The sequence below is a fragment of the Clostridium ljungdahlii DSM 13528 genome (assembly GCF_000143685.1).
Taxonomy (GTDB): domain Bacteria; phylum Bacillota; class Clostridia; order Clostridiales; family Clostridiaceae; genus Clostridium_B; species Clostridium_B ljungdahlii.
On record NC_014328.1, the window covers coordinates 1,285,369 to 1,298,633 of the forward strand.

General features: G+C 33.6%; 16 protein-coding genes. 14 read left to right on the forward strand and 2 right to left on the reverse strand.

All coding sequences use genetic code 11. From position 1 onward, the window contains the following. Positions 1 to 28 precede the first annotated feature (28 nt). Positions 29 to 961 (forward strand): glycyl-radical enzyme activating protein, encoded by a 933-nt coding sequence (locus tag CLJU_RS05810; RefSeq protein ID WP_013237849.1) that lies wholly within the window; start codon positions 29 to 31, stop codon positions 959 to 961. Positions 962 to 1,038: 77 nt separating this feature from the next. Here CLJU_RS05810 and CLJU_RS05815 read toward each other — a convergent pair whose 3' ends face one another. Together CLJU_RS05815 and CLJU_RS05820 are read right to left on the reverse strand one after the other, a co-directional pair. Further along, a complete protein-coding gene (locus tag CLJU_RS05815) occupies positions 1,039 to 1,785 on the reverse strand; it encodes a response regulator transcription factor (RefSeq protein WP_013237850.1) in 747 nt (248 codons plus the stop codon). A gap of 68 nt (positions 1,786 to 1,853) precedes the next feature. After that, on the reverse strand, positions 1,854 to 3,065 hold the full coding sequence (locus CLJU_RS05820; RefSeq protein ID WP_013237851.1) for a sensor histidine kinase: 1,212 nt from the start codon (positions 3,063 to 3,065) through the stop codon (positions 1,854 to 1,856). A 596-nt stretch (positions 3,066 to 3,661) separates the two neighbouring features. Between CLJU_RS05820 and pduB the strand changes: the two genes are divergently transcribed. The 13 genes from pduB to eutM (CLJU_RS05885) all read left to right on the forward strand — a co-directional run bounded on the left by pduB (position 3,662) and on the right by eutM (CLJU_RS05885) (position 13,226). Further along, positions 3,662 to 4,525 carry a propanediol utilization microcompartment protein PduB gene (pduB, locus tag CLJU_RS05825; RefSeq protein ID WP_013237852.1) on the forward strand — a complete coding sequence of 288 codons (864 nt, stop codon included), beginning with the start codon at positions 3,662 to 3,664 and terminating at the stop codon, positions 4,523 to 4,525. Between the two features lie 55 nt (positions 4,526 to 4,580). Beyond that, entirely contained in the window at positions 4,581 to 5,723 is a 1,143-nt protein-coding gene (locus CLJU_RS05830) for a 1-propanol dehydrogenase PduQ (RefSeq protein ID WP_013237853.1), read from the forward strand. A gap of 50 nt (positions 5,724 to 5,773) precedes the next feature. Further along, entirely contained in the window at positions 5,774 to 6,577 is an 804-nt protein-coding gene (locus CLJU_RS05835; RefSeq protein WP_029170117.1) for an MIP/aquaporin family protein, read from the forward strand. Positions 6,578 to 6,611: 34 nt separating this feature from the next. Further along, positions 6,612 to 7,385: an ethanolamine utilization protein gene (locus tag CLJU_RS05840; RefSeq protein ID WP_013237855.1), complete on the forward strand. Its 774-nt coding sequence runs from the start codon at positions 6,612 to 6,614 to the stop codon at positions 7,383 to 7,385. Beyond that, complete coding sequence (eutJ, locus tag CLJU_RS05845) at positions 7,367 to 8,209, forward strand: ethanolamine utilization protein EutJ (protein WP_013237856.1); 843 nt, start codon at positions 7,367 to 7,369, stop codon at positions 8,207 to 8,209. Before CLJU_RS05840 ends, eutJ begins: the two co-directional genes overlap by 19 nt. A 16-nt stretch (positions 8,210 to 8,225) precedes the next feature. Beyond that, a complete protein-coding gene (locus CLJU_RS05850) occupies positions 8,226 to 8,531 on the forward strand; it encodes a BMC domain-containing protein (protein WP_013237857.1) in 306 nt (101 codons plus the stop codon). Continuing rightward, entirely contained in the window at positions 8,525 to 8,791 is a 267-nt protein-coding gene (locus CLJU_RS05855; protein ID WP_013237858.1) for a EutN/CcmL family microcompartment protein, read from the forward strand. The genes CLJU_RS05850 and CLJU_RS05855 overlap by 7 nt, the downstream gene beginning before the upstream one ends. 17 nt (positions 8,792 to 8,808) lie before the next feature. Beyond that, positions 8,809 to 9,480, forward strand: coding sequence for a cupin domain-containing protein (locus tag CLJU_RS05860; protein ID WP_013237859.1), 672 nt, complete (start codon positions 8,809 to 8,811; stop codon positions 9,478 to 9,480). 32 nt (positions 9,481 to 9,512) lie between these two features. Beyond that, positions 9,513 to 10,259, forward strand: coding sequence for a BMC domain-containing protein (locus CLJU_RS05865; RefSeq protein ID WP_013237860.1), 747 nt, complete (start codon positions 9,513 to 9,515; stop codon positions 10,257 to 10,259). A 51-nt stretch (positions 10,260 to 10,310) separates the two neighbouring features. Further along, positions 10,311 to 11,864 (forward strand): acetaldehyde dehydrogenase (acetylating), encoded by a 1,554-nt coding sequence (locus tag CLJU_RS05870; RefSeq protein WP_013237861.1) that lies wholly within the window; start codon positions 10,311 to 10,313, stop codon positions 11,862 to 11,864. 1 nt (position 11,865) lies between these two features. Then, positions 11,866 to 12,516, forward strand: a complete 651-nt coding sequence (locus tag CLJU_RS05875; RefSeq protein ID WP_013237862.1) for a phosphate propanoyltransferase — start codon at positions 11,866 to 11,868, stop codon at positions 12,514 to 12,516. Positions 12,517 to 12,564: 48 nt separating this feature from the next. Continuing rightward, positions 12,565 to 12,855 carry an ethanolamine utilization microcompartment protein EutM gene (gene eutM, locus CLJU_RS05880; RefSeq protein ID WP_013237863.1) on the forward strand — a complete coding sequence of 97 codons (291 nt, stop codon included), beginning with the start codon at positions 12,565 to 12,567 and terminating at the stop codon, positions 12,853 to 12,855. 74 nt (positions 12,856 to 12,929) lie between these two features. Beyond that, complete coding sequence (gene eutM, locus CLJU_RS05885) at positions 12,930 to 13,226, forward strand: ethanolamine utilization microcompartment protein EutM (protein WP_013237864.1); 297 nt, start codon at positions 12,930 to 12,932, stop codon at positions 13,224 to 13,226. Positions 13,227 to 13,265: the final 39 nt, after the last annotated feature.

Genomic DNA, 13,265 nt, shown 5'->3' on the forward strand with positions numbered 1-13,265 from the left:
AGAGCAGCTTTTTATAGGAGGAAAAGTTATGTTGAATTATCAAGTGAATTTAGATAAAAAAGGAATTATTTTTGATATACAGAGATTTTCTGTTCATGATGGACCAGGAATTCGTACAATAGTCTTTTTTAAAGGCTGCCCGTTATCTTGTCGTTGGTGTAGTAACCCAGAATCTCAGTGTATGGAGCCACAAGTAATGTTTATTCCAAGCAAATGTATAGGATGTAAAAAATGCTATGAAGTTTGCAGTAATGGAGCAATAGATTTCAACCTTCCTTCTAGAGTTGATCAGAATAAATGTGTTAAGTGTGGTAAGTGTGTTGAGAATTGTTATGCTGGAGCTTTGAATTTAGCAGGAAACACGAGAACTGTAAAGGAATTGTTACTAGAATTGAAAAAGGATAACATATATTATAGACGATCTGGTGGTGGAATTACTTTATCAGGAGGAGAAGTAACAGCTCAACCTGAGTTTGCTGAAGAATTACTAAAAGGATGCAAACAAAATGGTTGGCACACAGCTATTGAAACCGCAGCATTTACATCTCAAAGTGTTTTAGAAAGGATGCTACCTTGGCTTGATTTAGTTATGCTTGATATTAAGCACATGGATGCAAATAAACATTTAGAGTATACAGGAAAGCCTAATGAGTTAATCTTACAGAATGCAAAATTAATAGCTCAGTTTGGAGTTCAGTTAATAATAAGAGTACCTGTTATTCCAGGAGTTAATAGCGATGAAAATAATATAAGAGCTACAGCTAATTTTGCAACTAGCCTTAAAAGTGTTAAAGAATTACATCTTCTACCATACCATCGTCTTGGTGAAAATAAGTATGAGTACTTAGGACATGATTATATAATGAAGGGTTTACAACCACCTACTAAAGAAGAAATAAATAAGCTTAAAGAACTAGTGGAAGAATGTGGACTAATATGTAAAGTTGGTGGAATTGACTAGTTCTAAATGACAAATAGAGAGAAGTGTATTAAACATCGAGTTTTAATATACTTCTCTTATTAATTCGTCAGTAATTTTTAGGAATTATTGCAATAACTCATTTTAAATTTGTAAGGTGATTTATTCTCATTCTTAAAAAATACTTTGCTGAAATATGCAATATCAGTATAACCTACTTCCATGGCAATTTGTGTTATAGATTTATCTGTATTGACTAATAACTTTTTAGCATTTTCAAGTCTTAGATTTGTAATATACTGGGTAAATGTCACTCCCATTTTTTGCTTGAAATATCTACTTAAGTACTGAGGATTTAAGTGTACAAAATTTGCTACAGTATTTAATTTTATATCTTGTGTATAATTATTATCAATATATTTTATTGCAGTTTTTATAGTACTTTCAGAAATTTCCTTAGACTTTAAATTAGATATTTTTCTAGAATCAAAGTTATCTATAGATTTAAGAGCTTTATTTATAGAAGCTTTTAGATTAGATGGCCGAACAGGTTTTAATAAATAATCTATTACTCCATATTTTATTGCCGTTTGTGCGTAGTCAAATTCTCCATAGGCTGTTATTATAATTGTTTTAGTGTTTGGCAGAAAGTTAATTATTTCTTTTTGAGCATCTAAACCAGTTTTTTCAGGCATTTTTATATCCATAAGAATTATATCAGGTTTATTTATCTTAGCGTTTAATACTGCTTCTTCTCCATTTTTAGAATCTCCTTCAATATCAATATTAAAGAATTCTCTTTGCAATAATATTCTTAATGATTTTCTCTCAAGAGGTTCATCATCGACTATCATAAGTTTATACATCTTAATCACCCTCCTGTTAAGGTATTATAAAATTTGTTTAATAGTAATGGTTAAAATACTAAAAATTATTATTTCAATTTTGGAATACGTATATATACTTTTGTTCCAACATCAAGAGTACTTTCTATTTTCAGACCGTAATCTCTACCAAAATAATGCTTTAGCCTATTGTCAGTATTTTGCAGTCCTATACCTAAACCACTATCAGAGAGGTCTTTTGAGTTATTTAATAGGTTAAGTATGCTGCTATTAATTCCTCTGCCATTATCACTTATTTCAATTATTATATCTTTTTTTGAATTGGAGGTGCTATTTATAGTTATTTTTCCACCTTCTTTTTTGGTTTCAAGGCCATGAACGAGGGAGTTTTCAACAAGTGGCTGAAGAATCATGGTTGGAATTCTATATTCATTAAGAGATTCATCTATATTAATTTCATAGGAAATTCTATCGCTGTACCTTAAAGCTTGGATAAAAAGATATCGTTTTATATTAGTAATTTCATCTTTGAGTTTGGGAAATTCCTCTAAGTTTCGTAAGCTATATCTTAATAAATCAGAGAGATTATATATTAGTTCTTCTGTTGTAGGAGCATTTTCAATTAGAGCCATACTTGCTATTGTATTTAAAGTGTTAAACAGAAAGTGAGGATTAATTTGAGCTTGTATAGTTTTTAACTGCATTTTTTTGGCATACTGTTCAAGCTTAATTTTTTCTTCACTTTCTTTTAATAATTTTTCCTGTGTAAGAGTATGAAGGCCCATTTCAGCTATATAATTTGCAAGAAATGTATAAAATGAAACACAATTTTGTAGGTAGTCGCTTTCAACAATTTCTATGCGTTCAGCAGCTTCCTTTAGTTTTTCTAGAGGAAGCTCATAATTTTTAGAAATCCAATTTAAGTCTATGGAATCTCTTGTTTGTTGTCCTTTTAGTAATACCTGTCCGCCCAACACGGCACCTACATAGATATCGTTTACTATTATAGGTGCAGCACAATCAATTAGTCCTGTGTGGCATTTATATACTCTTGGCTTTTTATCTTTCATAGCCATAAAGCCTGCTTGAGAATCACAGGATATACAGTTTTTACATCCTTTTGGGGAGGAACGAATAAGTTTACAAAATGGCGTGAAATTGTTTTCATTACAAACAGGAACCCCATGAATATCTGTTGTAACTGCAGAAAAAATAACTATTTTAGCGAGTTTGTCTTGGATATCTTTTAAAGTGTTTATATCAATAATGTCACTGAATTTAAGATCTTTTAATGAATTCATTTGTATATCCTCCGTAAAAAAAAATCTTGTAAATAGTAAGTTACTTTAGAAATATAGCTTATGTATATTTGTAAAATTTAAGAATATTTTAAGGGGTACACGATTTGAAAGTCACAGAAAATAAAATTAAAATTTACTGAGTTTATTTTTTAACAATTAAAACTGTGAAAATAAAATAAGTTAAATGAAAAATAGATATTTAACTTATATAATACTCAAACAAAATTTGTCGCTTAATAGAATTATAATATTTAATGTGTCGATTTACAAGAAAATTAACTAATGAATATAAAAATATAACAAATTTCTAAGATGTCAAAATAGTACAACATATAAAAATATATATTGTACAAAATGCAGTCGAATTTATTAAAAAACTTTATTTGCTTTTGTAATAAAATTAAACCACAAATTTGATTATAAAAAATATTATAAACTTTTGGGGGTGAGATCTTATAGGAAAAAAACATTGCTAGGTACAGTAATTTAATGAATCATCAGCTAATAAGAAGGCTGCAAGGTTTAATAGCTAAGGTAGCAAATGTTAAAGAAATTTACCTTCATTGTCAAAATATTAAATGTTTCGAGGTGGAAAAATGGATCAAGAGATAATCAATAAGGTTTTGGAAGAGCTTAGAAAGAAAACAAATTGTGAAAATTCAAGTGATACAACAGATAAAACACAAAATACACAAAATTCTAAATCAGAATTAAAGGAAGAAAAAATAATAGAAAAGGAAGAAAAGAGGGAAGCTTTTATGATAAATGATACGCCTGTAATAACAGAATATGTAGGATGTGCTATTGGAGATACGGTTGGTTTGGTTATTGCTAACATTGATGGAAGTATTCAAGAAAAAATGAACTTGGATCCTAAGTACCGTTCTTTAGGAATTATAAGTGCAAGGACAGGTGCTGGACCTCATATTATGGCTGCAGATGAAGCTGTAAAAGCAACAAATACTGTAATTGCGGCAATAGAACTTCCAAGGGATACAAAAGGTGGTGCAGGACATGGATCACTCATAATTTTTGCTTCTGAAGATGTATCAGATGCTAGAAGAGCTGTTGAAGTTGCATTAAAAGATGTAGAAAGAACATTTGGAGATGTATATGGATGTGATGCGGGACATGCAGAACTTCATTATACTGCAAGAGCAAGTCTTGCACTCGAAAAGGCTTATGGGGCTCCACTTGGAAAATCTTTTGGAATAGTTGTAGGAGCACCAGCAGGGGTAGGTTTGGTTATGGCAGATACTGCAATGAAAACTGCTAATGTGGAATTGGTTACTTATGCAAGTCCAAATGATGGTACATCACATTCAAATGAGGTAATTATATCAATAACAGGAGATTCTGGAGCTGTTAAGCAGTCTGTAATAGCGGCTAGAGAAGTAGGAATAGGAATATTAAAATCTATGGGACAAAATCCTATTTCAACAACAAAGCCTTATATTTAAGCTATATGCAAACGCTTATATAAATATATGTTATAAACGTAAAAGAAGGGATAATATGACTATATTTAACATTAAACCCATAATTTGTTTTAATAGAGGGTCAATAGAGTATTTGAAAAACATAAAGAATAAAAGAGTGTGTATAGTTACGGACCCGTTTATGCTTAAATCAGGTACTGCAGATAAAATAATTGACATATTAAAAGATAATAAAGTTGAGTATGAAATTTTTTCAGAGATAAAACCTGATCCACCGATTGAAATCGTTGCTATGGGAGTAAATAAAATGAGAATATTTAAACCAGATGTAGTAATTGCATTAGGCGGCGGTTCATCAATTGATGCTACGAAAAGCATTATATTCTTTACTATTAAAATATTAAATACTAATGGAGGCAATTATAAAAAACCATTATTTGTAGCTATTCCAACTACTAGTGGTACAGGATCAGAAGTTACTTCTTTTTCAGTAATTACAATGGGAGGTACAAAATTTCCTTTGATTAATGATGAATTAGTTCCAGATATAGCTATAATTGATGCAAATCTTGTTAAAACAGTGCCTCAACGAATAACAGCAGATACTGGAATGGATGTTTTGACTCATGCCATTGAGGCGTATGTTTCGACAAAAAGCTCTGATTATACAGATGCGCTGGCTGAAAAGGTTGTAAAATTAGTATTTGACTATTTACTAAGGGCTTATAGAGATGGAAACGATGTGCTTGCAAGAGAAAAATTACATAATGCATCTTGCATGGCTGGTATGGCATTTACAAATGCATCTTTAGGAATTAATCACAGTATGGCACATACATTAGGGGGGAAATTTCATATACCACATGGTAGGGCAAATGCAATTTTATTACCGTATGTCATTGAGTATAATGCTAATTTAAAATCAGAAAATGAAACAGAATCAGGAAAAAAGTATGCTAATTTGTCTAGAATCTTAGGGTTACCTTGTGCTTCTACAAATGAGGGAGTAAGAAGTATTATTGCTGCAATAAAAATATTAATGAATGCAACTAATACACCTATGAACTTACAGGAAGTAAACATAGATAAACTTGATTTTTTAAACGAACTAGAGAATATGGTAAATGATGCTTTAAATGATAAATGCACAGCTACTAATCCAAGGAAAACTAGCAAAGAAGAAATAGCTAAATTGTTTGAAGAAGTTTATGGTAAATAGCATTTTTATAAATTAGCGGAAATGTTAACAATAAGGAGGATAATATGAATATGAAAAATAAATTATTAGGTGAATGTTTTGCTGAATTTATAGGTACATTTATCTTATTATTTATTGGAATTGGGGTAGTAGCAGCTCTAGTTGCAGTAAATGCAAACGTTACATTTTGGGGATTATCTATGTGTTGGGGATTAGCTATAACAATAGCTATATTTGTTGTTGGCGATACTTCCGGAGCTCATATAAATCCTGCGGTTACAATAGCTCTAGCAGTATGGAAGAAATTTGACAAAAAGAAAGTAATTCCTTATATTGTTTCACAAATTTTAGGAGCTTTTACAGCAGCAGCAATAGTTTATGGGTTATATGGCAGTTCTATAAGACAATTTGAAAGCAGCAAAAATATTATTAGAAACTCACAAGCTGGGTGGAGTTCAGCAGGAATATTTAGTACATTCCCTAAAACAGGGTTGTCAATGTTCAATGCTTTTATGGTAGAAATGTGTATAACGGCCATTTTAGTATTAGTTATTTTTGCAGTAACAGATGGATGCAATAAGAGTTGTCCTAAAAATGGTATGCCAGCTTTGGCTATAGGTTTGGTAGTAGCGTTATTAGGAGCATCATTTGGAACTTTAACTGGTTTTGCTATGAATCCAGCCCGTGATTTTGGTCCAAGATTATTATGTGTGCTGGCAGGATGGGGAACAAATGCTTTTGGACCTAATAATTATGGACTTATTGTACCTATATTTGCTCCTATTGTAGGAGGAATTTTAGGTGGAGGCATATATGAAAAATTAATTTCACTTTATTTACCTGCTAAAATGAAACCTAGTATTGAAAAGAATTAGGTTGAGAGCTAGAAGAGGGTAAAGGGGGTTCAAAATGAAATTTATTACCGAAATTGATTTGCGGGATTTATATAGAAAAGAACCTTTTACAGATTATGAGTTAAAACTTGGGACAAGACTTACACCTGAAGCAAGTCAGTTTCTGTCAGACAAAGGTATAAATATGTTTGATGACGGGTCTTATTACAAAAAGAGAAATGTTGTAAATAAAGAACAACCTGTGGAGAAGAAGCATGATGTAGATAAAAAACAAGCTGTAGAGAAAAAGGAAACTGTGGAAAAGGTGCAGAGCATAAATGAAAATCAAACACCTGCACAGCCCAAAAAGAAGAATAATTGGAAGAAGAAAAAACTTTACAGTAAGATGAAATCAACGGAAGCATTGTTCCTTATTACAGAAGAAGAACTTTTGAATAAGGATATCCTTTGGGCACAGAATGTTATTAGTTTAGGTAAGCAGTTTACTAAAATTAAAAACGCCATTCAGGGTAAAGGGTCCGTTGAAAATCTTTGTATTAAGGAATGTACAGCAATAAATTTTAGCAATTATTCACTTGATTTAGATGATTGCTTTGAAATTACAGAATTTCATATGCAGCTTAAAAAGGGAAGAGATATCATAATTTTGCATAGACTGCGATGTGCTCTTAGAGAAATCGAACCATTCATTTTAGAAGCATATGAAGATAGTGAAGATGAGGATGCATTGTGCAGTGATACTATTGGAAAGATCAATCAAATTATTAATGCTTTGTCCCAAATGATTTGTTCTATTTTTGGAGGTACAAAATGTCAGAGAAAAATTTGACTTTTAAGTTCTGCGACCAACTTGTGAAAGATTTTGAACATGTAGTAAAGCATCCGATTGTTGGCAAGTCATCTGTTTATTATACAGGAGTTGACTTAGGTACAGCATGTGTTGTCCTAGCAGTTGTAGATGAAAACTATAAACCAGTAGCAGGTGCTTATAAATATGCAGATGTAGTTCGAGATGGTATGGTTGTTGATTATATTGGTGCAATCAATATTGTTAGAGAGATGAAGCATGAAATTGAAGAAAAGTTAGGTACAGAGTTGATTTATGGAGCTGCAGCTATTCCACCAGGAACAGATGATTTGGATTCAGGGGCAGTTAAAAATGTAGTTCAGGCAGCTGGTTTTGAACTTACAAGTGTGCTTGATGAACCAACGGCTGCTAATAAAGTTCTTAGAATTAAGAATGGTGCAGTTGTAGATATCGGTGGTGGAACAACTGGAATTTCAATTTTAAAAGATGGAAAAGTTGTTTATATTGCAGATGAACCAACAGGAGGTACTCAGTTTTCATTAGTAGTTTCTGGTGCATATAAAATGCCTTTTGCAGAAGCAGAATTGTATAAACGTAATCCAGAAAACCATAAGGACCTTTTACCTGTACTAAAGCCAGTAGTTGAAAAAATTGCATCTATTATTAACCAGCATATTAAAGGGTATGATGTTCAGGAAATATCTCTGGTTGGAGGAACTTGCTGTCTGACAGGTATTGAGACAATTATAGAAAAAAAGACAGGAATATTTACTCATAAGCCAAAGAATCCGATGTTTGTAACCCCTTTAGGCATAGCACTTAGCTGTACGCAGGAAAGTATATAGTTGGAGATGATTCAATATGGAATTTCGAACTATTAAATCGCCTTCAAAGGGTACAATAGATATGCTTATGAGGCGTATGGGTGCTAATGTTAATAAGGATTCAATTTGTGTTGATGCGGTTGGTCTTGTACAAGGTAAAATGCTGGACATGATTTATGCCGCAGATATTGCTGAAAAGGCAGTTGGTGTCACAGTAGAAGATATTAAAGGAAGTTGTCCACAGAACATGATAATGATTGCGATTTTTGGCGATACGTCATCTGTTGAATCAGCAATTCAGGAGATTAAGCGCAATGTTAAAAAGGAGAAAGATATATGTTAATAGCAAGATTAATTGACAATGTATGGGCAACAAGAAAAGCAGAATCACTTAATGGATTGAAGTTTATGTTAGCGGAAGTAATTGGTGGAACTGGTGCTGGTCAGCATTTAGTTGTTGCAGATATAATCAGTGCCGGAATTGGAGATAGAGTTCTTGTTTCAACCGGGTCATCAGCTCGAAAAATGTTAGATGAATGTGAGGACATCCCGGTTGATGCAGTTGTTGTTGGAATTATTGATGAAGATTGCAATGTAGAATAGACTCAGGAGGTACAAGAATGAAAAAATTAATTTGTGCAAAAGATGTTGAGACTGCAGAAAGGCAGGGCCAAAAAGTAGTGTACATTGGATGTGAAGCAATTATTACTCCATCAGCCAAAGATATAGCAAAAAGTTATGGCATAGAATTTTCTACTGAAAAGCAAGTCCTTGAAGCAAAAAGTTCTTGTGAAGTGGAAACTCCTTGTGAAACAAAAACTTCTGAGCTTGAAAAAGTTTTTGAAAATGGAATTGATAGTGAAGTAATTTATAAAGTATTTAAGATCATGATGAAAAAAGGCCTTTTAAATGGAGTGATTGATTTGATTACCAATAAGAAGCCTTATCTTGCTGAGACTGACTCTATCGGTTTAAAGATTGTTCGTGGCAGTTCAGTAAAATATGAAGCACTTGATACTGGAAATCCTGATGACAAAGTATTTTATCAGGAGATAATCAATGCAGACGATGGTTCTTCAATGAATGCCGGATTTATTACAATTGAAAGTTGTAAATTTGATTGGGAAACAGAATGTCAGGAACTTTACTATGTTATAGAGGGTACATTGACAGTAACAGTGGATAATAAAGTTTATACTGCACATCCTGGTGATTCAGTATTCTTCCCTAAGGGAGCTAAGATAGCATTTGGTTCACCTGACAAGATGAAAGCATTCTATGCTACATATTAGAATAGCTGATCAAGGTTGAGGAGGGTTAAATAATGCAGGCACTTGGGTTAATCGAAACAATAGGACTTATTGCAGCTATTGAGAGCGCAGATGCTATGCTCAAGGCAGCAGATGTGAATCTCTTAGAAAAGACATATGTAGGAGGGGGACTTGTTTCGATTGCTGTAACTGGTGATGTGGGTGCTGTGAAGGCAGCTGTAGACGCTGGTGGAGCGGCAGTTAGAAACATAAATGACACATTGCTTGTTTCACAACATGTGATTCCCCGTCCACATGAGGAATTAGATAATATAATTGTATCAGCAGTACCACTGAAAGATAGAAATATTCCAACTGTCGCTCCAGCGAAAAACCAACCAGAAGATGAAACAACAGTTGAAGTAATTGAAGAAGATACTGTAGAGGTTCCTGTTAAAATAGAAGATTCAATAGTAGAGGACTCAATAGAAGAGAATTCAACAGTGGAAGATCCAGCAGTGGAAGACTCTAAAGAAGAGAATTCAACAGTAGAAAATTCAGAGAATGAGGAGCTTTTGCCAGAAAAAATAACTGATCCTTTGAAAATGGATTTAACTAAACTAAATAGGAAAGCCGTAGATAAGATGGTACTTGACTATGGTTTAGAAAAAGCTATTGAGATTTTGAGTAAGTTTAAGGTAATAGAGCTTCGAAATCTCGCTCGTAAATATAAGAACTTTGGTATCAAAGGAAGATCCATTTCTAAAGCAGACAAGAAGTTACTGCTTATAGAGTTCAAAAAATATTATGGGCATAATTAGCCAGCTATAAAAATTAAAATATATAAATAATAAACAATGGAGGGAACACAATTGGAAAATTTTGATAAAGACTTACGTTCTATACAAGAAGCAAGAGATCTTGCACGTTTAGGAAAAATTGCAGCAGACCAAATTGCTGATTATACTGAAGAACAAATTGATAAAATCCTATGTAATATGGTTAGGGTAGCAGAAGAAAATGCAGTTTGCCTTGGTAAAATGGCTGCAGAAGAAACTGGTTTTGGAAAAGCTGAAGATAAGGCTTATAAGAACCATATGGCTGCTACTACAGTATATAATTACATCAAGGATATGAAGACTATTGGTGTTATAAAAGAAGATAAAAGTGAAGGTGTAATTGAATTTGCAGAACCAGTTGGTTTATTAATGGGTATTGTACCATCTACAAATCCAACATCTACTGTTATTTATAAATCAATCATTGCAATTAAATCAAGAAATGCAATTGTATTCTCACCACACCCAGCTGCATTAAAATGTTCAACAAAAGCAATAGAACTTATGCGTGATGCAGCAGTAGCAGCAGGAGCTCCTGCAAATGTAATTGGTGGTATTGTTACACCATCTATACAAGCTACAAATGAACTTATGAAAGCTAAAGAAGTTGCTATGATAATTGCAACTGGAGGCCCTGGAATGGTAAAGGCTGCATATAGTTCAGGAACACCTGCAATAGGCGTTGGTGCTGGTAACTCTCCATCCTATATTGAAAGAACTGCTGATGTTCATCAATCAGTTAAAGATATAATAGCTAGTAAGAGTTTTGACTATGGTACTATTTGTGCATCCGAGCAGTCTGTAATTGCAGAAGAATGCAACCATGATGAAATAGTAGCTGAATTTAAGAAACAAGGCGGATATTTCATGACAGCTGAAGAAACTGCAAAAGTTTGCAGCGTACTTTTTAAACCTGGTACACACAGCATGAGCGCTAAGTTTGTAGGAAGAGCTCCTCAGGTTATAGCAGAAGCTGCAGGTTTCACAGTTCCAGAAGGAACAAAAGTATTAATAGGAGAACAAGGCGGAGTTGGTAATGGTTACCCTCTATCTTATGAGAAACTTACAACAGTACTTGCTTTCTATACAGTTAAAGATTGGCATGAAGCATGTGAGCTTAGTATAAGATTACTTCAAAATGGTCTTGGACATACAATGAACATTCATACAAATGATAGAGACTTAGTAATGAAGTTTGCTAAAAAACCAGCATCCCGTATCTTAGTTAATACTGGTGGAAGCCAGGGAGGTACTGGTGCAAGCACAGGATTAGCACCTGCATTTACATTAGGTTGTGGTACATGGGGAGGAAGCTCTGTTTCTGAAAATGTTACTCCATTACATTTAATCAATATAAAGAGAGTAGCATATGGTCTTAAAGATTGTACTACATTAGCTGCAGACGATACAACTTTCAATCATCCTGAACTTTGCGGAAGCAAAAATGACTTAGGATTCTGTGCTACAAGCCCTGCAGAATTTGCAGCAAAGAGCAATTGTGATAGCACTGCTGCAGATACTACTGATAATGATAAACTTGCTAGACTCGTAAGTGAATTAGTAGCTGCAATGAAGGGAGCTAACTAAAATGGACAAGTACGAAGCTGTTATAAAGCTTTTATTGGAAGCTGTTCAAGGTAGTCAGTCTTCTACAGAGACAAAGCAAGATACAAATGAAATCCCGGTTGGAGTTTCAAACCGTCACATTCATCTTTCACAAGCAGATTTTAACATATTATTTGGAGAAGGATACCAGGTAACAAAGATAAAGGATTTAGCACAACCAGGACAGTATGCTTGTAAAGAAACAGTAACAGTATGTGGACCAAAGGGAGCTATTGAGAAGATTAGAATTCTTGGACCATTACGTAGTAAGACACAGGTAGAAATCCTAAGAGGAGATTCTTTCAAATTGGGAGTAGCTCCAGAAGTAAGGATGTCCGGTGATTTACACGGAACACCTGGAATTGCCATAATAGGACCAAAGGGATCTGTTCAAATAAAGGAAGGTGTGATTGTTGCACAAAGACATATTCACATGACTCCTGCAGATGCACAACATTTTGGGGTGCATGATGGACAGACAGTAAGCATTAAAGTTGATGGACCACGTGGTGGAATTTATAATAATGTTGCAATTAGAGCAAATGATACTTCAGCTTTAGAATGCCATATTGACACAGAGGAAGCAAATGCAATGTGTGTTGGCAACTCATCAAAAATTACAATAGTAAAATAGTAAAATTATAAATTATAAAATAACAGTATTTGGAGAGGAGAAATAAAAATGAAATCTGATGCATTAGGAATGATTGAAACAAAGGGGTTAGTAGGTTCTATAGAGGCTGCAGATGCAATGGTTAAGGCAGCTAACGTTAACTTAATAGGTAAAGAACATGTTGGCGGCGGTCTTGTAACAGTAATGGTAAGAGGAGATGTAGGAGCAGTAAAGGCAGCTACTGATGCTGGTGCTGCAGCAGCACAACGTGTTGGAGAATTAGTTTCTGTTCATGTTATTCCTCGTCCACACGTTGAAGTTGAAACTATCCTTCCTAAAACTGGTTTAAAGGAAGACTAATATTAGAAGATATAGGATATAAGATACAAAGTAAAAAATAAAAAAAATAAATTATAAACTAGGAGGAAATAAAAATGAAATATGATGCATTAGGAATGATTGAAACAAAAGGTTTAGTAGGTTCAATTGAAGCTGCAGATGCAATGGTAAAGGCAGCTAATGTTTATCTAATAGGAAAAGAACATGTTGGTGGCGGTCTTGTAACAGTAATGGTAAGAGGAGATGTAGGAGCTGTAAAGGCAGCTACTGATGCTGGTGCTGCAGCAGCACAACGTGTTGGAGAATTAGTTTCTGTTCATGTTATTCCTCGTCCACACGTTGAAGTTGAAACTATCCTTCCTAAAACTAATTTAAAGGAAGATGAAAAGTAGATTACAGTTTACCATTTATTTAGTAAGATATAAATGAAT

Coding starts and splice junctions, on each gene's coding strand:
- CLJU_RS05820 (WP_013237851.1), bottom strand. CDS start 3,065: ATGAATTCATTAAAAGATCTTAAATTCAGTGACATTATTGATATAAAC.
- CLJU_RS05840 (WP_013237855.1), top strand. CDS start 6,612: ATGAAATTTATTACCGAAATTGATTTGCGGGATTTATATAGAAAAGAA.
- CLJU_RS05850 (WP_013237857.1), top strand. CDS start 8,226: ATGGAATTTCGAACTATTAAATCGCCTTCAAAGGGTACAATAGATATG.
- CLJU_RS05810 (WP_013237849.1), top strand. CDS start 29: ATGTTGAATTATCAAGTGAATTTAGATAAAAAAGGAATTATTTTTGAT.
- CLJU_RS05815 (WP_013237850.1), bottom strand. CDS start 1,785: ATGTATAAACTTATGATAGTCGATGATGAACCTCTTGAGAGAAAATCA.
- pduB (WP_013237852.1), top strand. CDS start 3,662: ATGGATCAAGAGATAATCAATAAGGTTTTGGAAGAGCTTAGAAAGAAA.
- CLJU_RS05855 (WP_013237858.1), top strand. CDS start 8,525: ATGTTAATAGCAAGATTAATTGACAATGTATGGGCAACAAGAAAAGCA.
- CLJU_RS05865 (WP_013237860.1), top strand. CDS start 9,513: ATGCAGGCACTTGGGTTAATCGAAACAATAGGACTTATTGCAGCTATT.
- eutM (WP_013237863.1), top strand. CDS start 12,565: ATGAAATCTGATGCATTAGGAATGATTGAAACAAAGGGGTTAGTAGGT.
- CLJU_RS05860 (WP_013237859.1), top strand. CDS start 8,809: ATGAAAAAATTAATTTGTGCAAAAGATGTTGAGACTGCAGAAAGGCAG.
- CLJU_RS05835 (WP_029170117.1), top strand. CDS start 5,774: ATGAAAAATAAATTATTAGGTGAATGTTTTGCTGAATTTATAGGTACA.
- CLJU_RS05830 (WP_013237853.1), top strand. CDS start 4,581: ATGACTATATTTAACATTAAACCCATAATTTGTTTTAATAGAGGGTCA.
- eutM (WP_013237864.1), top strand. CDS start 12,930: ATGAAATATGATGCATTAGGAATGATTGAAACAAAAGGTTTAGTAGGT.
- eutJ (WP_013237856.1), top strand. CDS start 7,367: ATGTCAGAGAAAAATTTGACTTTTAAGTTCTGCGACCAACTTGTGAAA.
- CLJU_RS05875 (WP_013237862.1), top strand. CDS start 11,866: ATGGACAAGTACGAAGCTGTTATAAAGCTTTTATTGGAAGCTGTTCAA.